Source organism: Trichocoleus sp. FACHB-591 (genome assembly GCF_014695845.1).
In the GTDB taxonomy this organism is placed as follows: domain Bacteria; phylum Cyanobacteriota; class Cyanobacteriia; order FACHB-46; family FACHB-46; genus Trichocoleus.
Window position 1 is genome coordinate 1 of record NZ_JACJPA010000099.1, and the last position, 21,038, is coordinate 21,038.

Here is a 21,038-nt window from a genome sequence, read left to right on the forward strand (position 1 = left end):
TCCGTTCGACTTGCATGTGTTAAGCATACCGCCAGCGTTCATCCTGAGCCAGGATCAAACTCTCCATGTTATTAGATGAGTTCTTAGGCTCGAAAATACTATTGACCCTTAACTAACAAGCTAAGCAGTCAGTAGCACTTGTTATCCTCTTGTCCCTGAACCGGAATCAACCGAAATTCAAAAGACCCATTTACTTTGACGAGGATTGGGTGCTATCTTGGCTTTCAAACTATTCTCTTTTCTAGGTGCGGGGGCCGACTGATTCGGTGCGCTTCCGCGCCCCTTCTCTCTCGACCGCTTAGCCAATATAACGAAGTCCACACGGGGTTGTCAAGGGTTGGAGGAAAAGTTTTTCGAAGGGCAGGAAATGCCTTCAACACAAGCCCTTGTTTTACCTACGCCACTCACTAAACAGCAAAATCAAGAAACAGCAAAATCGAGAATTTACTTTTAGCGTTCTGCCACTGCCTCATGGGCTTCTGTATACTGAAGTGCAGTGATAGCGACCTTGTCAATTAACCGTTAGTTTTGGATTGTGGCACGCGTAGAGTTAACTGACTTGCATGCTTTACGACTGCTGAGCTGAGATGGAATTGCCTAGGAGTATCCTTTGTGAAATTTAGGTTGATGAAGAAAACTTTAATAACATCTCTGATACTGGTGATGCAATATGTACCTAAGCCAGCAGCCAGCCAACTAGTACCTCGACCTTGGGTTTCGGTGGGAGTTAAAGACAATGACCCAACTTTCTCCATAGGTGCTAAAGCGATCGGACTAGGTGTAGAACTAGGAGCTGGGCCAGATGGTGCTACTGGTGTAGATGTACTTAAGTTTGTGAACTTGCCTGTCGTCTCGCCTTATGTGGGTTTGGGGCTGTACTCCGAAGACAAAGGCGTTGCTTATTCCGGCGGTGTACAAGTTGATGCTTCTGACAATTTGTTTGTTGGAGCAGGTTACAACTCGGTTCGAGGGGTAAACGGGCAAGTCGGGCTGAGATTTTAGGTGACTCCGATCGCGAAATGACTAGGGAAAATTGGATGCTGGTTAAATTAACGCTGTTCCTCGTGAGCATGAGATTTTAGCATTTGAAAGGAGGGCAAATGCAGGCTGGCCTCCAACTCTGCGCGCTTCACGAAACGATTGAAGTCACTAGCAGCTTTGGTTTTTTGCTCTAGAGGTACCCGGTCATACCACAACCAAAACAGAGTTCTGGGGCTGATAGTGTCAGGTACGTTAGCCATAGTTATAGTTTCATCTTGCGTCAATAATATTCGTAAGCGTGACGCAAAATGTTGGTTCTGACCATCGATAAGACACGGAGTTGAGAACATCTAGGCAACGTAATCTTCGTATTTTTACCGAATGTTCTACAAAGTTTAGATTTTCCCGTCAAGATGGCATTGGCTAACGTTGAGGTTTGTGAACTTAGGTCCGATAAGGATGCGATCGCCCTCTTAGCTCTCATTACACTGGCTCAGCTTTTTTCAAACTTCAATTTTAGCTGTGTAACTGACGAGTGTGAAATTGGAAAGTTAGCATTAGGTAGAAATTTAGGATTTTTAGTTGCAGTAGATGGAACCCCTTGTTCGCTCGTTTCCAACTCAGAAGATTCAGCCTAACAATACGGCGCTACTCGTCATTGATATGGAGCGGGATTTTGTAGATGCGGGGGCTGTGCAGGAAACACCAGGAGGGCGAGAACTAGTTCCAGTAATTAATCGCTTAATCAGTTGGGCTAGGCAACATACTGTGCCCATTATTTTTACCCATGAGATGCATCGGCCTGACAAAAGTGACTATGGGATTGAACTGGAATATGACCCAGTGCATTGCCTAGAAGGAACGCCAGGTTGTGAGCTTACAGATGGCTTGGATGTACAGCCGCAAGATTACCGTATTTTAAATAAGCGCCGATACGACTGCTTTATGGGCACCGAGCTAGATCTATTGCTGCGATCGCAAAAGATTGAAAATTTAGTTTGTTGTGGAGTTACGGCTCATGTTTGTGTCATGAGCACAGTCTTCACGGCACGAAACCTAGACTATCGAGTAATTGTGCCACGGGATGCGATCGCAGGGGTTACGATAGACCACTATACAGCAGCCTTACTCTGTATGAGTGATGTTTTTGCCTATATTTCAACTGCTACAGAAGTCACTCAGCTCTGGGGCTAAAACTCGTTAGTTAGGAAGTAGTACTTTACAAGTTACTTTTTCCAAGGCAGCTTAGTGCCCATTTCGGTGAAGGCGGAAAAAACCAAGTACAACGCTAAAATACCAACACTAGCGAGGAAAATCATTAGATCGCTATTCATGGATGGGACACTCGAACCTACTTCTTGCTGATCATGGCAGAGTCGAGGCGGTGTCGTGAAGTCCTCCACGGTAGCGCTTCGAAACAAAAACAGCGATCAGAGCTAAAAACATCGCTGCGATCGCCGTTTAGGTTTAATGATGGTCAGAATTTAGAAGTTCATGAGTCCTAGATAGGAAGCTGAGGAGATGGCGATAATAGTCAGAACTCCCAGAATGATGCTGAGACCGAATTGAAAAGCAGGTTTTTTTCCAGCGCTCATAATTTACACCGCTTAAACTAATTTATTTAGTCATGGTGTCTGTGTCTTCAAAAAACTACATCCTGCCACAGGACTAAGTAAGAAGGTACAAAAAACTGAAGAGAGATAGGAAATTTGGACTGCTGAAGTTTGAGTCGTTCCTTAAGGGGGATGCTTGCAATCGCTTGATTTTCCCTTTGGCAGAAGAGGAAAGATAGGGTCGATCGCTACACTTAAGAAAGTATTAAGTATCCTCTAACCCCTAGCTGTAACTTGGTTTTGTATTATGGAATACTTAGGACAAACCATTGAGCTAATGCAAAAAGATGGCGGATGGATTAGCGTTTGGTATCACCATATTTGTACGATTCAAATTGGAACTTTTCCAACCGCCAATGCTGCTTGGGATGCTGCTACAGATCTGATCCAGCGGGATCTTGCAGTTCGAGGGCTGCTACAAGTTATTGACGATTGGAGTAGTGACAACTTCATTACTTGCCAAGAATACTCACTCTTGGAAGATTCACTCGTCCAGTTTGTTGTATCGGTTTAACAAGTGTCAATGTTGAGTTGCATCAGCTATGAAGTACGAGCTAACAGCGATGCCTCACCTCGCTGATACAGCTCACGAGCGTAATCTGTCCAAGTTCCTTGGCCCCAGTAACGGAAACAGCTAGTTTGTAAGAGCAAATTGTAGAGTAACGCTTCTTGATAGTCCGATCGCTGCGTCACTGAACTATCCTGCTCTACTAGGCGATCATATTTCTCGTGAAACAGTGCGCTGAGTTTTCTCATGGGGTCTAAAACATTTTCGTAGCCATTGACCCAACTTAAGTGATTGGTCCAGGAAGCTCCGTCCATGTGGAATTGGTGGTCGGTAGCTTTGAGTTCGGCGATCGCTTTCTCCACTGCTTCAGGTGTGGCTTTGTCTGGATCAACTCGTTGCCAAATTTTGTGTTGATTGACAGCTTGGCAAATAGGATATTCTTCCGGACTAGCACCCGCTGCTTCAATCAGTTCTAAGTACTCAGTACCATTTAGAGCAACTGTGCCAGATCTGCCCCCACCTTGCCCGCGTGCTTCATGACAAGCTTTAAAGAAAGCTTGAGGAAACTCATTCATCATCACACCACCATTTTCCCCGTCAGCAATTTGGGTAACGAGGGAGGGCACCGTAACATCGCCAATTTGCTGGTGGCTGAGTCCTTTGGCTTCGTAATAAGGCTGCATTTGGCCGACTAGCTTGGTATCTGAGCCTTGAGTTTTAATTAGGGCAGTAATGCTAATCGTTTCCCCATGACAATTCTGGGCAACCAATCGGTTAGGGATATATTTCTGATCATGTTGTAACCCAGAACCATCTATGTTTTCGACAGAATGTTCTTGCACCATCAGCCAACGATAGCCACATTCTTTGAGCGCTTTGATGTATTCATATAGCGTATCTGGGTGATTGGGTAGATGCATTTCTGGTGGCGAGAAACCTTTTACCCGCCTTAGAGCGTCATAGCCAAAGATGGCTGCAAAGTGCTGTTGCCAAGCTTGGATATGCAGTTTGATATCTGGGATGGGAGTAGAAGGAATCACAGCGTGACTCCACATGGTGCCTAACCACTCCACATAAGGCTGATATTGGGGGTCACAAGCGAGCCGTTTCAGATTATTTAAGACATCCTCACGCCCGAGTTGGCGCAGCCCCCACAATAGATTACCCGAATAATCGAGCATCATCCGAGGATGGCATCCTTCGGCTACGAGTTGAGGGATAAACTCTCCCATGCGGCTGTAACACCAAGTAAAAGGATCAGCATTATGGTTATCTCCTTCCCCAGGATGCTCAAACATATATTGCAGGTTGCTGATCAGGGTACCATTGGCTCCTGCCGGAATTGTGGGTTGGTGCATATGCAGCGCACAAGCAAATCCTGCTGTAATGTCTGCTAGTTGGAGATTGGTCTGAGGTGAGAAAATAGGTTGATTGTGGTTCACCACTGTATTGATCTCTGTCTCCCAACCACAGATGTTGGGCAGACCTGATCTAATTTCTGTCAAGGTGGGAAGAGGGGAAGCCGAAATTTGTGTAGACACAGAACTTCCTTCATGCTGATTTTGCGATCGCTTTCAATTGTGACTCATTCCAGTAGAAATCGTCTTAACCCAATTGAATTTGTCGCTACAGTAGGGCTGGCAAAGAGTAGTCACAAATTGGGAACTCTACATCTCATAGCCAATACTGGTAGTGTGCTTGACACGCTCAGTTATTGATTTTACTAGTCAGACTAGGAGTCAGCCTTGGAACTCGTGCAATTAGCTAAGCAAGGTGATGGTAGAGCGATCGCCACTTTATTAAATCGAGCTTTTGAGAAACAGGCAACTGCTGTCAAGGTGAATCTCAGGGGTAACTGCTTACAAGTGCTACTAGAGGCGACTCCAACGCCAGAGCCACTAGCTGCCATGACCTTGATGCAACAGGTGATGTCACATATCCAACCAGAATCGCTAGAAAGAGTTGAAGTGTATGGTCGGGAAACAGGGGCAAAAATGTTTAGCTGGCAAAAAGAAATACGACTTCAGCAGCCCCAGCAGCCATCTAGTATTCAACCAACACTGCAAGACCGAGAACTCACTAAGCAAGGAGATTTTGAACAAAATGAAAGCCAGACCTCACCCTGTTTACAGCAGCCATCTGCCACTAAAAAAGGAAAGCTAGTTTTCTACAGTACCCGTAGACAAAGCCCTTCTCGCTCATTAACTAAGCATCAACCTCAAGCTGTAACAGTTGAAGGTTGGGGTGCAGTCTTAACAGGATTGGGATTGGCAGTGATCTTGTTTATCCTCAGTCCGCTGAAGCTACTATTTCGGGGATTTTTGGTCATGGTGCATGAGGTAGGGCATGCTTTGACTCACTGGTTATTTGGTCGTCCTGCCATTCCGATGATTGATTTCGCCTTCGGAGGTGGAATCACCCTGAGCTTTGAGCAATCTTGGCTAATTCTAGGGCTGATTTATTTGGCGATCGCCTATTCAATCTGGCTTTGTCGGGTTTATCCTCGCCTGCAAGGTGTTCTGGTTGGGTTGGCAGGGCTTTATAGCTTCTGCCTACTTACCGATTGGAATCTCATTTTGTCAACCTTTATGGGGCATGGCATGGAGGTTTTGGCTATTTTTATTTGTCTTTATTTATCAATAAGTGGTTACTTTCGTCGTATGGATGGCGATCGCACTATCTATGCCATGCTGGGTTTCTTTACCTTGTTTAGCGATCTCCAGTTCTCATGGCAGTTGCTTTACGATTTAGATTTTCAGTCTTGGTACGACGAAGGTAAGGGCGGAATCATTGACAACGATTTGGTAATCCTAGCCAGTGAGTACTTTAATGCGGATCTCGCAACTATCGTGGGATGCCTAATAGCAGGCTGTATCACGGCTCCTATTCTCGCCTTTTTGCTTTATCGCTACGAGTCTTGGTTGCGCTCTGCGATTGGTAAGCTTTTGGCGTAGCCTAAAACAGTACAGCTAGCTAAACAGTGCAGCTAGCGATCGCTGGCATGTTGCTTTAGTTCGCTTAGAGAAGCATATTCCAAGGCTGAGGCATGGGTGGCAGCTAAAACAACAGGAGGAGCCATGCCTGCATCTAAAGCTTCCTTCCAGCGGGAGGCACACAAACACCAGCGATCGCCAGGCTGCAAACCTGGAAACTCAAAAGCTGGAACTGGCGTGCTCAGATCGTTACCTTGATCCTTAGTAAAGGCCAAAAACTCTTCAGTCATTTGGGCACAAACTACATGGGCTCCAAAATCGCCACCACCTGTATTGCACTTGCCATCTCGGTAGTATCCAGTCATGGGTGAGGTGCAGCAAGTTTCGAGGGTTCCACCTAGTACGTTGCGTGCTTCTGTCATGCTACTCCGGCTCTCTAAAATCTCTGATTGCTTAGGTTACCAGTTTAGGCGGATTTGAGGTGGAGTGCTATTGAGGTTGTTGAAATTGCTTAATAAATTCTATGATTTGTCGCATTTTGAAACCTCTAGCTAACTGGCGGAGATGGGTTGCAAAAGGTAAGAATTGCGGATCGAGCAGTTCTAATCTAGCTGTTCTCTCCGTTAGGGCTTTCAGATCGCCCATCATCGCTAAGTGCAATAAAGCTGCAATTTCTTCAGCAGAGGGAGCTACTAGGGATGCAGAAGGGCTGTCATTTGCTTCTGCGGAAGAGTGAGAAAGAGATCCTGCTGCGATCGCCTGCCGACTAGGATCAGGAATATCAGAAATATTTGTCGATGGGTTCTGTTCTGTTTCCTGAAGAATATCTCTAGTTTCAAGACCCGATGCTAAGCTCTCGCCCTCAGCTTCCTCGTAAATCCATTCTAGTTTTAGGTGATGGCTTAGACGCTCCAGTAGCTCTGCTTCACGAATCGGCTTGGGCAGAAAATCATTGCAACCTACTTCCTGGCTCTGCTGTCGATCCATCGCAAAGATGCTGGCTGAAGTGGCAATGACCACAATGTGTTGGAGAACTGGAGACAGACGAATTTGGCGAGTCGCTTCAAACCCATCCATGCCAGGCATGACCAAATCCATCAAAATGACATCTGGCTCAAACTCATACGCTTTACGCAAACCCTCCCGGCCATTGGTCTCTTCCAATACCTGAAATCCTAACGGTCGTAGCAGGTTGATTAGCACTAAACGATTGTCCTCTTTGTCATCTACCACCATAATTTTTCGCCGATCGCCTTTATATCCACAAATACTGCGATCGCAGCGAGTAGCATCAGATAAGTGAGAAGCTTCAGTGAGATCCAGATCAATCCAAAAACTGCTTCCCTGCCCAGGCGCACTTTGTACTTGAATGTCACTCCCCATGAGCTGTACCAGTTGACGGCTAATTGAGAGGCCCAAGCCTGTTCCCTCGGTTTGGCGATAGTGTTCGCTAACTTGGCGAAATGGCAGAAAGATCTCTTGGAGGTGGGCGGGGGTGATCCCAATGCCCGTGTCTTCGATCAGAAAGCGGAGTGTGGTGGCATTTGGCACCTGGAAACTGTTCAACTTAGCCGCAGCCAATGGAGTGTTGGATGAAATATTTGCGGTTGGAGGGAGTAATTCGTTACCTAAAGCTGAAGATGAAAAACTGCTGACATAGCCAACTTTAAAGGTTACGCCACCGTTTTCCGTAAATTTAATTGCATTCCCTAATAAGTTAATCAGAACTTGCCGCAAACGCTTCTCATCCATTCGCACCAAGCGGGGGAGGGGAGGAAGCGGTTTGTAGGTGAATAATATTCCCTTTTGCTCAGCTCGAATGCGGCAAATCTCTACAACTCCTGCCAAAAACTCTGAGAACAAGACATCACTGAAGTAGAGTTCCATCTTGCGAGCTTCAATTTTGGAAAGGTCTAAGACGTCGTTGATCAACATCAGTAGATGCTCTCCACATTGATGAATCACGCTCAAACCATTCTTTTGCGGCTCTGTTAAAGCTTTGTTCTTCTTGAGAATCTGAGCATATCCTAAAATGCCATTGAGCGGGGTTCTCAGTTCATGGCTCATGTTTGCGAGAAACTCGCTTTTGGCCCGACTAGCAGCCTCAGCTACTTCTTCTGCCCGTTGGCGATCGCGAATTTCCTGCTGCAAGTCTAAAGTTCGTTCCTCAACTTTAGCTTCTAAAGTCCGATTCGCTTCTTCCAAGTCAGCGTAAAGACGAGCATTCTCAATCGAAATGGCGGCTTGGGAAGCAAGTAACTGTAAAACTTCTAAGCGTTCTGAAGTAAAGGCTCCAGTCGTTAGATTGTTTTCTAAATAAAGAGTCCCAGTTAGCTTGCCTTGATGCAGAATTGGTGCACATAAAACTGACTTAGGTTGATATTTTCTAATATATGCATCCGAGGTAAAAGATCCTTCACAGCCCGCATCATTGAGCACGACAGGTTCATGGGTTCTAGCAACATAGTTGATGATTGAGGTAGGGTAGGGATACTGGGTGACTGGATCTTCAATTGCGGTTGTGATCTGTGACTGCCATGCCAAAACATCTCTGCTAGTGCTGCCAAAGGCTGCAACCTCTAACTCTCCTGCTTGTTCTAGCAGTAATAATCCTAGTTCTGCACCCGCATTTTCCATCACAATCTGCATGAGTTTCTCTAGCAGCCTCGTCAAAACAATCTCACTAGAAAGTACCTGAGATGCCTTGAGGATAGTGGCTAAATCTAGTGTTTGAGTATGATCACCACTGGTAGAGCGATGAGTTTGCTGTTTAGTCAGTTGGGAGCTACCTCGCTGCTGGGTACGAGCGAAAACATCTATATATTTTGCTTCTAGGTGTTTAACTTTAGCGATCGCCCCCCAGCGTACATAGCCATAGTAGGATTCGCTTAAGTATTCCTGAGCAAACTTATTCCGACCCAGTGAAAAGTAGAACTCTGCGGCTCGCTCATTTGCCAGCGCTTCTTCTTGCAGATATCCATGTTCTTTAGCTCCAGCGATCGCCTGATCATATAACTCTCTAGCCTCAGCAACTTGCCCTAAAACTCGCGCTTTTTCTGCCTCTACTAGCTCATATTTATGCTGAAAGTTCATTGGAGCATGAGCGGCCCAGTTACGCATCTTCTCCTGATTACTATCTACTTTGCTCAAAAGGTGGGCTTGTTGAGCCGGCGATGCTGATGGATAAATGCTGAGTTGTGCCAAAGAATCATAAAAATGACAGACTGGTACTACTAGAAATGCTCGTACTCCATCTAAATACTGTTCGGCTAAATCGGCATTCTCCAGAGCTTTTTGGTATTCTCCAAATAAATAACAAAGAATCAGCTTATTGAGATAAAAGTAGTGGAGAGTAGTCCTAGAATTGGCCTTCTGAAGCAGGGGCAAGGAGTAATCTTCGTCATACACTTCACCAACTAAACGATAGGAATTTGTCGCAGGTTGAAGTAAGTTGCAAACTGACTGTTGAAATATTTGATTCCAGGCGAGGGTATTTTCCTGATTGAGCTGGGCAAAAGCAGCACTAAGAGTTACCATTTCCTGTTCTAACTTCGGCAGTTCTTGACCAACGAAGTATAAATGTTGGCATCTCTGCATGGCAGCATAGCAACCATACTCAAACTGTCCGTTCTCTAACCCGTGCAAGTAAGCATCTTGGAGCAGTTGTAGAGTTTCTTTAACATGAACCTTGCCATGTATTGTGCAAGCTCCCGCAATAAAAAATATGCTTGTTTTTAGTTCTAAAGTGTTGAAACGTTCTACCAAACTTAAAGCTAATCTACCGAATTTATAAGCCGATTCGATATCTGAAAATACTCCATTGAGGAGGACGCTATAACAAACATATCCATAACTGGAAAAAGGTGCATTACCATATTGAATCGATAGAATAACCTGTTCGCAGGTAACTAATGGAAAGAGGGCGGGTGCTGCTTGATAAGTAGGAGAACCCATACTTGTAAGCATGCGTATAGCAGCTAGCTTATCTACTTCTGTCATTAAAGGCAGATTGATCAAGTCTTCAATATTTCTACCAGTCAAACTAGTAGTAGTTTTAGCCAGCATCTGCTCAATGTTAGAGGGGGTAGGTGATTCAGGTAACTTTACCCCTAATAGTTCCAAGGCTTGCAATCCTATTTTGACGGCTTCAAGCGGTTGAACTTGGGCCATGCAAGCTTGAATTCTAACTTCATAAACCTTCATTTTGTCAGTGGGAGCTTTAGCTTTTTGCAGGACAGTAGTGGCCCATTCCTGCATCTGTGCAAAGTTGCCGTTGAGGTAAGCAGTTTCTGTAGCTGCTTCATAAAGAGCTAAAGATAATTCATACTGATTTTGCCAGCTATTTGTTGCCAACAATCCCAAACCCGTATTTAAATAACGAATGGCAGATTCATAGGCAGCCGATGCTTTTGCCTTCTGTCCGGCAATTAAATTAAGGGCAGCCAACTCATATTTTTCTGTCTCTGCACTAAGCAAATTGATGCCATAGTTGAGTTGATTAACCAAAGCAAAAATATTTTCTTTTTGCTCCTCAGGGGTTGAATTTTGCAGTAGTAACTGACCAATCTTTAAGTGAGTTCTCTGTTTTTGAGACTCTGGAATGAGAGAATAAGCCGCTTGCTGCACTCGGTCATGCAGAAACTTATAAACAGTTGCATCTGAAGTAGTTAAAGCAGTTGCAGGATTGGAGCTATTAGTTTCCTCTAACACCCCATCTATTGCATCCGAGCTGTAAGCCAGAGGGATTTTGTAGAAGCTATTGAGTGGAGAAACTAAGCTTGCTTCTAGAGCTGGCCACAAATCTGCCGCTGTTTCTATCTCGGATTTTTGATGAGCGATCGCTAAAACATCTAGGGTAAATTCATTGCCAATGCAAGCAGCTAGCTTTAAAGCATCTTGGGTTGGCTCCGCCAGTCTTTGAATTTGACTAATCATCAGCTCTACGACATTTTCAGTAATCTCAATGTTTTGCAGAGCAGCAATATCCCATTTCCAGCAGTTTTGCTCGAAGTTAAAGCAGACTAAGTTTTCTTGATAAAGCGATCTTAAGAGCTGAGTTGAAAAGAAGGGATTGCCTTGGGTTTTTTCAAAAATCAATGCGGCTAAAGCTGCAATCTCATCCGGGGTGGTGCGTAAAGTATCCGCCACCAATCGATTCACATGGCTCGCAGTCAAAGGTTGGAGAATGATTTGATTAATGCTGGCTCCAGCCTGTTGAATTTGCTTAAGGGTATGCATCAAGGGATGAGTGGCGCTAACCTCATTGTCGCGATAGGCTCCAATTAGCAACAAATACTGAGTGCTGGGGTCGCTGATAATGGACTCCAGTAGGTTTAAGGAAGGCAAATCCGCCCATTGCAGATCATCGAGAAACACAACTAGAGGATGCTCGGCTTGGCTGAATACCCGGATAAACTGTTTGAATACTCGGTGGAAACGATTCTGTAATTCCGCCGGACCTAGTTCAGGAACCGGAGGTTGTGGCCCCATAATGCGGACTACTTCTGGAATTACATCAATAATGACTTGAGCATTGCCTCCTAAAGCTTCAGATAACCTGGTTCGCCACACTCGGATCTTCTCATCACTTTCCGTGAGAATTTGCTGGATCAACTCTTGCAAAGCTCGAATCAGAGAAGCGTAGGGGATATTGCGCTTGAATTGATCAAACTTTCCGGAGATAAAGTATCCTCGCTGTTCTGCGATCGGTTTATGGACTTCGTTTACCAAAGAAGATTTGCCAATCCCAGAATAACCGCTGACCAACATCATTTCGGCTCTAGCCTGGTTATCTTTCGGGCAAGCGATGCGAGCAAAAGCATCCATTAATAAGCCAACTTCTCGATCGCGCCCATATAGCTTTTGGGGAATCGAAAATTGACTAAATGAATCCAATTCTCCAATTTTGAACGGGGCAATCTCACCAGAGGTTTGTAACTGTTGGAGGCAAGTTTCTAGATCGGCCTTCAGCCCCAAGCCACTTTGATAACGCTCCTCAGCCGTCTTGGCAAGCAACTTCATCACAATGTCAGCGATCGCTGGAGGAATTGCTGAATTGATCTCCCTTGGAGAGATAGGAGCTTTAGCAATGTGGCAATGAATTAGCTCTAGGGGATCTGTACCTTGGTAAGGTAGCTGGCCTGTGAGCAGTTCGTAGAAGGTAACGCCTAGAGAGTAAAAATCGGCTCGGTAGTCAATGGCGCGATTCATCCTTCCCGTTTGCTCTGGAGACATATAAGCGAGACTGCCTTCGAGCAAATTGAGCTGGTTTGCGACTTGGTTTTCTCTAGATAGACGAGAAGCAATACTGAAATCAATGATTTTGACTTGCTTAGTCTCAGGATGAATCAGGATATTTTGGGGTTTAATATCCTTGTGCAGAATGTGTTGTTGATGTAGTTGAGCCAAAATTTCTGCCAGTTGCACCGCAATCTGCAAAAACTGGGTTAAGTCCAATGCTTGGCAATCGCAATATTCATTGAAATATTCACTCAGGGATTGCCCAGAAAAATCCGGCAGGATCAAGGCTAGCCCGTTGTGGTAATTCTCCAGAGCGATGGGCTTCAGAACGCCATCAATCTCTAAGGACTGTAAAATTTTGAACTCATGCCTCAGCGTCGCCAGCTCCTCGACTGAAGGATGCTCAGCTTTCAGGGTTTTGATGATAACAGAGCGATGCTTCGGCTGCTTAGAAGCCCGATAGATGACAGTATTAGTGCCTTCATAAATCACTTCTAGGATTTTGTAGCCAGCAATAGTCATGGTTGGTCGTACCCGCAGCCGTACTAGCATCCATGATGACCTAAGCTCAGGGGGAAAGGCATGAGCTACTTGCAAAACTTCTTGAGGATTATTCGCTCTCAGCAGGCTAAATGTACAGCGATCGCTCTTTAGGGGCTTGAACTTGTACTAGTGGCCTATCTAAAGGCAGATGACATGCGCATGTTCTTTAAGATACATTGACCACTGAATAACTACGTGATATGACGCATGTCAGAGCTGAACTCGGAGTCCTTCCCCTTACCGATTGATGAAAACGATCGGCTGGACGCGCTTCACCGCTACCAGATTCTTGATACCGCTCCAGAAGAGGCGTTTGATGATTTGACAGCTCTGGCTGCTCATATTTGTGGCACTCCTATGGCTCTAGTAAGCTTGGTAGACGCGCATCGACAGTGGTTTAAGTCTAAGGTAGGTGTAACTGCTACCGAGACTCCTAGGGAAATTGCGTTTTGCAGCCACACTATTATGCAACCGGACGAGTTGTTTGTAGTGCCTAACGCTCTAGAAGACGATCGCTTTGCCAGTAATCCGCTCGTCACCTCCGATCCGCAAATTCGGTTTTATGCTGGAGCCCCTTTAGTCACACCCGATGGCCATGCACTGGGCACTTTATGTGTAATCGATCGCGAACCTCGTCAACTTACCGAGGAGCAAGCCAAGGCCTTACAAGCTCTGGGGCGGCAAGTCATCAGTCAATTGGAGCTACGAATTAATTTAGCCAAAGTACAGCAGACTTCTACGAAGCTAGAGAGCACTGTCGAAGCTTTGCATCGTAGCAATCAGCACTTGAACCAAACCTTACGTGAGTTGCGCCAAGCCCAAACTCAACTCGTTCAGGCAGAAAAAATGTCCGGGTTAGGGCAACTTGTAGCGGGAGTGGCCCACGAAATTAATAATCCGGTTACTTTCATTCACTGCAATTTGCCGCATATCCATCGGTACGCGGAAGATTTGCTAGAGCTAATCTCTATTTATCAAGAGCGTTGCCCTCAACTCGACCCCGAAGCCCAAAGTCGAGCCGAAGCACTAGATGCTGACTTTATCGTGAAAGATTTGAAGAAAGTCCTGGCTTCAATCGAAGTGGGCACAGGGCGGATTCATCAGATTGTGCGATCGCTGCAAAACTTTTCGGGTAAGGATCGAAGTCAAAAGGAACTCACCGACATTCATCGCGGCCTAGACGATACCCTGTTGATTCTGCAACATCGTCTCCAGGCTCCTGCGGCCCCGATTAGAGTTGTGAAAGAGTACGGCGATTTACCGATTGCAGAATGCTACAGCGGACCCTTGAACCAAGTTTTTATGAATGTGTTAACTAATGCCATTCATGCCTTAGATCAGGCAAGGCAGGACCGCTCAGCCGCCGAGTTAGCCAAGCAACCTCCTACCATTACTATCCGCACCGCACTTAAGGCTGCAACTACAAAGGGAGAAAGTGCCCTTCTGATCCGCATTGCCGATAATGGCATGGGTATCCCTCAAGATGTAATTCACCAAATCTTTGATCCGTTTTTCACGACTAAACCCACAGGCCAAGGAGTCGGATTGGGTTTGTCTATTAGTTACCACGTTGTGGTGGACAAACATGGTGGTCAGCTAAAGTGTCTTTCAGAGCCTGGGAAAGGTACGGAATTCTGGATTGAAATTCCTCAGGCTCTGAGCGTAGATTCGCTACAACCTAAAGTATTAGCTAGAGAGGAAGCGAGCTTAAGGAGCGCTTCAATCGCTTAGCTTACCTAGCCCGTAGCTCTCCGCTTGCCTGATCTTTTGTACAGCAGGGTCTATCTTAAGGCTGTGTAAAGTTCTGCATAAATTCCCTAGCCTAAGCATAGATCCCGCTGAAGCTTAAGGAAAAAACCTATATGACCACCAATGTTTCTCCTGAAATTAAAAAAGAAATGAATCGATCGCTCTGGATTGGTATCCTGCTTGTTGTTTTAGGCATTGCCGCGATCGCCTTGCCTCAAATCTCTACCATTGTGACTGAGAGTTGGGTTTCGCTGATCCTGGTTTCTGCTGGAGCGACTAAATTGGCTTACGCCTTTCAAACCCGCAACCAAGGTGGTTTTATTTGGAAACTGCTGCTGAGTGCGCTCTATGTTGCTACAGGTGTCATGCTGTTCTCTAACCCTCTGACAGGTGTTTTGACTCTGACCCTGTTGTTAGGTGGCTTCTTGTTGACTGAAGGTACATTTGAGCTAATTTTGGCGTTCCGCCTCCGCCCCCAAGAAAACTGGACTTGGGTATTGACCAACGGCGTCGTAACTCTACTGCTCGGCGTCATGATTTGGTTCCAGTGGCCCTTCAATGCACCTTGGCTGATCGGTACCTTAGTGGGAGTTAGCGTTCTCTTCACTGGTATTTCCCGCATCATGCTCTCCATAAATTCTGGTGCTGCTGGCCATTCTGATCAAACTGCTTCTGCGTAAAACATAAATCAGCGCAAGCTAGGTAGGGGCGGAGCATTCAGCCGTTGGGTCTAAAACAAGACCCTAGACTATGGCTTAAATGCTTGCCCCTGTCGTTTTCAGTAGCGATCAGAGAGAACCAGCGATCGCTTTATACCCCTAATTTTTCCCGAATCACCTCCTCCTTATCTTTGAAACCGACTAATACGGCTGTCTCATCTTTGACAAACAAAGGTCGCTTTAGCAGCATGGCATCTTGGCTAAAAGCCTCAATCCATTGCTCCTCGGTCCAAGTGCTTTTCTCTTCACCCAAGGCTCGGTAGGACTGACCGGAGGTGTTACGCATTGGCTTCGCGCCTAGCTGGTTCACCCACGCCTGAATGCTGGCCTGATCTGGAGGATGCTCTTTTGTATTGATGAACTCGTAGTCGATGCTGTGCTCATCCAACCACTTGAAAGCTTTTTTGCAAGTGGTGCAGTTAGGAATTCCGTAAACCTTAATCATGCCAGTTAGCTCTGTTTCTGCCCGAAAAACTGATCAAAGCGATCGCGCGTAGTATATCAAATGTTAAGTTTAGTGACGGTAAGCAACTAAATTCTTTGATTCCTCATGCGTGTACTTCGGCCTCTTTTAGGAATTTTGATATGTCTGCTGGCTCTGGTAACGGTGCCGCTACCGACTCAAGCCGCTAGCTCAGCAGCCATTCGAGCTTACGATGATGTGAAATCTGTCATTAAAGACTTTTCTGGCCAAGATTTAGCAAAGGCAGAATTTAGTAACGCCAAGTTGGCAGAAGCCAATTTTAGCAATGCGAACTTGCAAGGAGCCGTTTTCAATGGTTCTATCGCTAAGAAAGCTAACTTTCACGGGGCGGATTTTAGCAATGGGATTGCTTATCTCAGCGACTTTTCGGGCGTTGACCTAAGTGATGCAGTGCTCACTTCAGCCATGCTGCTAAAGACCAATTTCCGGGGGGCCAAAATCACAGGCGCTGATTTTAGCTTCGCGGTGCTCGATCGCAATCAACTGCTAGAAATGTGCAAGTCCGCTAGTGGCACCAACCCTGTGACTGGGATAGATACCCGCGATTCCTTGGAGTGCTCCTAAGCAACTGCTATCCGTACACCTCAGGATTAACGCAGTGCGGCAGGCGATCGCCCTTGAGTCCTGCTATTAAGTTGGCGATCGCCATATCTGCCATTTGTTTGCGAGTTTGCCAACTAGCGCTGCCAATATGCGGCGTGATAATCAGGTTCTCCAGCGTCAACAAAAGACTATCGGTGGGAATTGGCTCTGGGTCGGTGACATCTAGAGCTGCCCCAGCAATCTGCTCTGCACTCAGCGCTCGGTACAATGCTGCTGGATCGACAATTGGCCCACGGGCAGTATTAATTAAAATTGCCGATCGCTGCATTTGCTCAAATTGGCGATCGCTAAACAGATGATACGTTTCTGCCGAGAGCACCGTATGAATCGTGACAAAATCTGCTTCCTGTAGAAGTTGCTCAAAGGAGACAAATTCTGCTCCTAAATCTTGCTCTAGCTCAGGCGCAGCTCGATGAGGATCTGTATAAAGAATCCGCATCTCAAAACCTTTGGCTCGGCGGGCCATGGCTTGACCAATCCGCCCAAACCCCACAATCCCTAAAGTCGTGCCAGAAACATTTGGCCCTAATAGCAAATCAGGTTCCCAAGTTTGCCACTTCCCTTGGCGGGTAAAGCGATCGCCCTCTACCACTCGTCGCGCCGCTGCCATCAACAAGGCCCAAGTGAGATCTGCCGTAGCATCGGTTAGCACTCCTGGGGTATGGCCTACTGGAATTTTGTGGATGGTGGCGGCAGCAATATCAATGTTGTCGAAACCTACCGCCATTTGGCTAATTACCTTTAAAGCGGGATTGGCTGCGATCAAAGCTTGATCAATTTGATCGGTCAGGAGACAAAGCAGCCCATCGATCGCCTGTACCTTCTCTCGCAACACGTCATAAGTGGGTGGTTGTCGCTCTGGCCAAACTTCAATCTCCGCAATTGCTTCCAGCTTCTCTAAAGTGGTAGGTAAGCGGCGCGTGATTAAGACTTTAAACTGGGACATCATTCAACTCCACATACAGTCCATCTTCGCGCCTTAGCCCAAGCTCGTCTGGATATTGACAAATAAATATAGATATTTGCGCTGAAAGACGATCGCAACTGAGGATTGAATTAAGTAGCGATCGCCTTTTTCGCTTTGCCAATATACATAACCGACGTATCTTCATTGATGCTGATCTGGAAGCCCTGGGTTTTGCGATATTGCCAATAGGCAGCTAGATTATCCAGCATTGTTTCGCCAAAGATATTGAATCCCTTAATCTCGATCTCCTCAAAACTGTGCGATCGCATCAAAGCAGTTAGGTCTTGAGGCGAAATGAATTTTTGCCAATCATGAATGCCTGCTGGAATCTCTCGCAAGATGTTTTCTAGCAGCCAAATCATGATCAGCTTTGACTTCAAGGTGCGATTGATGGTGTCGAAACAGAACGTACCTCCGGGTTTCAGCACGCGATGAATTTCTGCGATCGCCTGATTGAGATCAGCCACATGTTCCAACACATCCACACAAACGACCACATCAAAAGCATGATCAGCATAGGGGAGCGCTTCGGCATAGCCGTGTTGGTAGGCGATCGCTAATTGGTTGCTGAGAGCATGTTCCTGAGCTTTGGCAATACAGTTACGAGATTGGTCAATGCCTGACACGATCGCGCCCCGATGAGCCAGAAATTCGCAAGAAAACCCACCGCCACATCCGACATCTAAGACGCTTAAGCCTTGCCAATGGGCAATATGGCGATCGAAATATTCAAAGCGAGGGGCATTCAGATGGTGGAGCGCATAAATCTTAGCTGTTTCGCTCCACCACTGGTCTGCGCTCAGGTCATAAAATGCCAAGTCATTGGGTTGTCTCATAGAACCTCCCAACTAATCCTTAACCACCCACATGAATTCCAGGACGCTGCTCTGGATCTTTTTCGGCCTTACGCAGCACTTCACGAGTCACAACGGCAATATCTCCTTCGCCAAACAAAATGAAGCGTAGCAAGTATTGAATCGGATTGCCCTCCGCCCAGCCAAAGTAGGCATGAGGTAGCTTACCAGTTTGGTCACGGATATATAAAAGGATAGCGGCAATAGTATTTGGTACTGCTGCTCCCTTCGCTTGCAGAATGCGATAGTCGCCTACTTGCACACCTCGTACCCAAATAGTTTCTGTAAATTCCGAGGCATCTGAGACTTGAATTTCGAGAAACAGAATTGAGTCAGTGGGCGGAATATGGTTGTCGTCCCGTACTTCTTGCTCTTTTAAGCAGTACTCACGCACATCGCTCTCATTCGGGCGATTGGCAATTAACCTCACCGTTCCTTGGCTCTCCTGAGCAATAAAGCTCTGAGCGACGTCATCCATGACAATCTTCTCGACCCGTAACTCGGTAGAGCGCCAAACTCGTGAGATCAAAGAAGTGGCAATGATGGTGCCAATAAAGAAGCCAGCAATCCGAATCCCTTCAGGGCGCTCAATGATGTTAACGATTGTCGTATAGAGGAAGACAAACGTGATGGTACCAAAGATAATTCTGCCTCGTTGCGATCGCCGCCGATGAGCCGCCAAAGTCACGGCAAAAGCCGCCGAACTCATCAACACCAATACACCCGTCGCATAAGCGCCTCCCTGAGCCTCCACGTTTGCCTTAAACAAAATGGTGACGACAAAGGCGATCGCTGTGTAAACCAGTACCAAGGGTCGAGATGCCCTAGCCCAGTCGGGAGCCATGCCATAGCGCGGCAAGTAGCGCGGCACAATATTGAGCAGTCCTGCCATTGCCGATGACCCAGCGAACCAAAGAATCGCGATCGTGCTGAGGTCGTAAACAGTACCAAAGATGTCGCCGAGGTAGAAGTGGGCGAGATAAGCTAGGGCTCGGCCATTCGCTTTGCCACCCGCTTGAAATTCTGCCGCAGGGATTAAGAGCGTAGTCACTAAGCTACTCGTAATCAAAAAGAAGCTCATAATCACTGCAGCAGTCGTCAGCAGTTTATGGGTGTTACGAATCCGCCCTCTAGGATGATTCTCAGCGTCACTGCCGCTACCTTTTACTAGGGGCATAACGGCTACACCCGTCTCAAACCCTGATAATCCTAGGGCTAACTTGGGAAACAGTAGTGCAGAGATTGCCAGCATGGCGAGAGGGTTGCCGTGGTTGGCGAGTAAACCTGTTTGCCAGTTGGTAATGACCACTGGGTTTTGCAGAATTTGGTATGCCCCAACGCCAATGGTGACTAAATTCAGCAGTAGATAGGTAGCGACTAAAAAAACAGCCAGTCCGATCGCTTCTTGAAATCCTTTGAGGAATACAGCGCCTAACAAAGCGATCAAGACTAGAGTAATCCCAACTGCTTGCCCATGCAAAAAGTGTGGGACCAGAGGATTTTCGACAATATGAGCTGTGGCATCCGCTGCCGAAAGCGTCATCGTAATAATGAAATCAGTGGCCACAAACCCCAGAAGGCAAAGCACAAACAGCTTGCCTTGCCACCAAGAGAGCAAATGCTCTAGCATGGCAATCGATCCCTCTCCGTGAGGACTCGTGGCTGCGACCCGACGATAAATGGGCAGTGCGCCAAATAGAGTTAGCAACACCAAAATTAAGGTGGCTAACGGAGAGAGCGACCCTGCTGCTAGGGCAGCAATACCGGGCTGATATCCCAAGGTGGAGAAGTAATCAACCCCAGTCAGGCACATGACTTGCCACCAAGGGTGTCTAGAATGTCGGCCTTCCTTCCCCGATCGATTGTCGTTCAGTAACCAGCGACCGAGGTTTTTGTGGTACTGCCTGGGTGGAATAATGGGTCCAGCCATCAACGCGACTCCTGCTACATAGCTTTTATTAGCTTATGGCAAGCAGTAGTGCTGGCTTAACCTAGCTCTTACTGAACTTCTCTGGGGCTTGATCAACAAAAAATCTAGCGATTGCCTCGGCAAACCCAGCAAAGGAACTAAAATCTGCTGCCACAATCTGCACTGACAAACCCAGCTTCTTGGCATTGGCGGCTGTGTAAGGCCCAAAGCAGGCGATCACACAATTTTGGCAATCTGCCTCGAACTCCACCATTTGTAAAAAACTGCTGACTTCGGCAGTGCTGCTAAAGGCGATCGCATCAATCTGACCTTGCTTAAGTAAGGCTAGTTCTACTGTATATAGTGCTTTGTCAACGGCGCGAGTGAGATAGGTGGGGACCCGATGCACGATCATCTCTAACTGTTGCAGGTCGGTGACAAAGTTGGGGACTACATCAGGCTCTGGCACACCCACAACTTCTGGCACTGGCACTAGAACAGCTTGGCCTGCAATATCAGATATTTTGGCTAGCGCTGCAATAACGCCTTGCGGGCTGGGTTCGTCAGGGATTAAATCAGCTTTGAGGCCAAATTCAGTTAGTTTTTCGACATCCTTACCGATCGCACAAATTTTGCAATGTTCAATCAGCGAAAAGGATAGCTCTAGCGATTGAATCTGCTCAAAAAATGCTTCAATGCCGTTTCTGCTAGTGAAGGCGATCCAGTCATACTGTTCTATGTACTCAAAGGCTACATACAGCTCTGTGAAGTTCGAGAGATGGCAAGTCTCGATCGCAGGTATCAAAATCGGCAATGCTCCTTGAGCAATCAAAGCTTGTGATAACCGAGCCGCATAAATACGCGGAGCCGTGAGCAAAATGCGTTTGCCTTGAAGAGGAAGTTGAACCGAGGGATGTAACATCAGCGATTGTAGT

Annotated in this window: 16 protein-coding genes and 1 rRNA gene; 7 read left to right on the top strand and 10 right to left on the bottom strand. The window is 46.5% G+C overall.

Annotated features, from left to right (window positions below; all coding sequences use genetic code 11):
• Window positions 1–70, bottom strand: a 16S ribosomal RNA gene (locus H6F90_RS19380); the annotation flags it as partial.
• Between the two features lie 593 nt (window positions 71–663).
• On the opposite strand from H6F90_RS19380, the gene H6F90_RS19385 reads away from it, so the two are divergent.
• Complete coding sequence (locus tag H6F90_RS19385) at window positions 664–1,002, top strand: hypothetical protein (protein WP_242024546.1); 339 nt, start codon at window positions 664–666, stop codon at window positions 1,000–1,002.
• Window positions 1,003–1,049: 47 nt separating this feature from the next.
• On the opposite strand, the gene H6F90_RS19390 is transcribed toward H6F90_RS19385, so the two are convergent.
• Complete coding sequence (locus tag H6F90_RS19390; RefSeq protein WP_190441867.1) at window positions 1,050–1,241, bottom strand: hypothetical protein; 192 nt, start codon at window positions 1,239–1,241, stop codon at window positions 1,050–1,052.
• 331 nt (window positions 1,242–1,572) lie between these two features.
• On the opposite strand from H6F90_RS19390, the gene H6F90_RS19395 reads away from it, so the two are divergent.
• A complete protein-coding gene (locus H6F90_RS19395) occupies window positions 1,573–2,175 on the top strand; it encodes a cysteine hydrolase family protein (protein ID WP_190553923.1) in 603 nt (200 codons plus the stop codon).
• A 666-nt stretch (window positions 2,176–2,841) separates the two neighbouring features.
• Window positions 2,842–3,108, top strand: a complete 267-nt coding sequence (locus tag H6F90_RS19400) for a hypothetical protein (RefSeq protein WP_190553924.1) — start codon at window positions 2,842–2,844, stop codon at window positions 3,106–3,108.
• A 26-nt stretch (window positions 3,109–3,134) separates the two neighbouring features.
• Here the strand turns inward: H6F90_RS19400 and H6F90_RS19405 are convergent, their stop codons facing one another.
• Entirely contained in the window at window positions 3,135–4,643 is a 1,509-nt protein-coding gene (locus tag H6F90_RS19405) for a glycosyl hydrolase family 57 (RefSeq protein ID WP_190553925.1), read from the bottom strand.
• Window positions 4,644–4,847: 204 nt separating this feature from the next.
• On the opposite strand from H6F90_RS19405, the gene H6F90_RS19410 reads away from it, so the two are divergent.
• The gene (locus H6F90_RS19410; RefSeq protein WP_190553926.1) at window positions 4,848–6,056 is read left to right on the top strand and encodes a hypothetical protein; all 1,209 of its coding nucleotides are present in this window, start codon (window positions 4,848–4,850) and stop codon (window positions 6,054–6,056) included.
• A gap of 32 nt (window positions 6,057–6,088) precedes the next feature.
• Here H6F90_RS19410 and H6F90_RS19415 read toward each other — a convergent pair whose 3' ends face one another.
• Together H6F90_RS19415 and H6F90_RS19420 are read right to left on the bottom strand one after the other, a co-directional pair.
• A complete protein-coding gene (locus H6F90_RS19415; protein ID WP_190553927.1) occupies window positions 6,089–6,457 on the bottom strand; it encodes a DUF2237 family protein in 369 nt (122 codons plus the stop codon).
• A 67-nt stretch (window positions 6,458–6,524) separates the two neighbouring features.
• Window positions 6,525–12,797, bottom strand: coding sequence for a hybrid sensor histidine kinase/response regulator (locus tag H6F90_RS19420; RefSeq protein ID WP_199296041.1), 6,273 nt, complete (start codon window positions 12,795–12,797; stop codon window positions 6,525–6,527).
• Between the two features lie 228 nt (window positions 12,798–13,025).
• On the opposite strand from H6F90_RS19420, the gene H6F90_RS19425 reads away from it, so the two are divergent.
• Complete coding sequence (locus H6F90_RS19425; RefSeq protein ID WP_190553929.1) at window positions 13,026–14,549, top strand: ATP-binding protein; 1,524 nt, start codon at window positions 13,026–13,028, stop codon at window positions 14,547–14,549.
• A 131-nt stretch (window positions 14,550–14,680) separates the two neighbouring features.
• Window positions 14,681–15,247: an HdeD family acid-resistance protein gene (locus tag H6F90_RS19430; protein WP_190553930.1), complete on the top strand. Its 567-nt coding sequence runs from the start codon at window positions 14,681–14,683 to the stop codon at window positions 15,245–15,247.
• Window positions 15,248–15,377: 130 nt separating this feature from the next.
• Here H6F90_RS19430 and H6F90_RS19435 read toward each other — a convergent pair whose 3' ends face one another.
• Window positions 15,378–15,731: a Spx/MgsR family RNA polymerase-binding regulatory protein gene (locus H6F90_RS19435; RefSeq protein ID WP_190553931.1), complete on the bottom strand. Its 354-nt coding sequence runs from the start codon at window positions 15,729–15,731 to the stop codon at window positions 15,378–15,380.
• Between the two features lie 105 nt (window positions 15,732–15,836).
• Between H6F90_RS19435 and H6F90_RS19440 the strand changes: the two genes are divergently transcribed.
• Window positions 15,837–16,334, top strand: a complete 498-nt coding sequence (locus H6F90_RS19440; RefSeq protein WP_190553932.1) for a pentapeptide repeat-containing protein — start codon at window positions 15,837–15,839, stop codon at window positions 16,332–16,334.
• Between the two features lie 7 nt (window positions 16,335–16,341).
• On the opposite strand, the gene H6F90_RS19445 is transcribed toward H6F90_RS19440, so the two are convergent.
• The 4 genes from H6F90_RS19445 to H6F90_RS19460 form a co-directional block, all read right to left on the bottom strand.
• On the bottom strand, window positions 16,342–17,319 hold the full coding sequence (locus H6F90_RS19445; RefSeq protein WP_190553985.1) for a D-glycerate dehydrogenase: 978 nt from the start codon (window positions 17,317–17,319) through the stop codon (window positions 16,342–16,344).
• Window positions 17,320–17,429: 110 nt separating this feature from the next.
• A complete protein-coding gene (ubiG, locus tag H6F90_RS19450; RefSeq protein ID WP_190553933.1) occupies window positions 17,430–18,176 on the bottom strand; it encodes a bifunctional 2-polyprenyl-6-hydroxyphenol methylase/3-demethylubiquinol 3-O-methyltransferase UbiG in 747 nt (248 codons plus the stop codon).
• A 19-nt stretch (window positions 18,177–18,195) separates the two neighbouring features.
• Window positions 18,196–20,124, bottom strand: a complete 1,929-nt coding sequence (locus H6F90_RS19455) for an amino acid transporter (protein ID WP_190553934.1) — start codon at window positions 20,122–20,124, stop codon at window positions 18,196–18,198.
• A 61-nt stretch (window positions 20,125–20,185) separates the two neighbouring features.
• Window positions 20,186–21,025: a uroporphyrinogen-III synthase gene (locus tag H6F90_RS19460; RefSeq protein ID WP_190553986.1), complete on the bottom strand. Its 840-nt coding sequence runs from the start codon at window positions 21,023–21,025 to the stop codon at window positions 20,186–20,188.
• Between the last annotated feature and the right edge of the window lie 13 nt (window positions 21,026–21,038).

Coding starts and splice junctions, on each gene's coding strand:
- H6F90_RS19385 (WP_242024546.1), top strand. CDS start 664: ATGCAATATGTACCTAAGCCAGCAGCCAGCCAACTAGTACCTCGACCT.
- H6F90_RS19390 (WP_190441867.1), bottom strand. CDS start 1,241: ATGGCTAACGTACCTGACACTATCAGCCCCAGAACTCTGTTTTGGTTG.
- H6F90_RS19395 (WP_190553923.1), top strand. CDS start 1,573: ATGGAACCCCTTGTTCGCTCGTTTCCAACTCAGAAGATTCAGCCTAAC.
- H6F90_RS19400 (WP_190553924.1), top strand. CDS start 2,842: ATGGAATACTTAGGACAAACCATTGAGCTAATGCAAAAAGATGGCGGA.
- H6F90_RS19415 (WP_190553927.1), bottom strand. CDS start 6,457: ATGACAGAAGCACGCAACGTACTAGGTGGAACCCTCGAAACTTGCTGC.
- H6F90_RS19420 (WP_199296041.1), bottom strand. CDS start 12,797: ATGACTATTGCTGGCTACAAAATCCTAGAAGTGATTTATGAAGGCACT.
- H6F90_RS19425 (WP_190553929.1), top strand. CDS start 13,026: ATGTCAGAGCTGAACTCGGAGTCCTTCCCCTTACCGATTGATGAAAAC.
- H6F90_RS19430 (WP_190553930.1), top strand. CDS start 14,681: ATGACCACCAATGTTTCTCCTGAAATTAAAAAAGAAATGAATCGATCG.
- H6F90_RS19435 (WP_190553931.1), bottom strand. CDS start 15,731: ATGATTAAGGTTTACGGAATTCCTAACTGCACCACTTGCAAAAAAGCT.
- H6F90_RS19440 (WP_190553932.1), top strand. CDS start 15,837: ATGCGTGTACTTCGGCCTCTTTTAGGAATTTTGATATGTCTGCTGGCT.
- H6F90_RS19445 (WP_190553985.1), bottom strand. CDS start 17,319: ATGTCCCAGTTTAAAGTCTTAATCACGCGCCGCTTACCTACCACTTTA.
- ubiG (WP_190553933.1), bottom strand. CDS start 18,176: ATGAGACAACCCAATGACTTGGCATTTTATGACCTGAGCGCAGACCAG.
- H6F90_RS19455 (WP_190553934.1), bottom strand. CDS start 20,124: ATGGCTGGACCCATTATTCCACCCAGGCAGTACCACAAAAACCTCGGT.
- H6F90_RS19460 (WP_190553986.1), bottom strand. CDS start 21,025: ATGTTACATCCCTCGGTTCAACTTCCTCTTCAAGGCAAACGCATTTTG.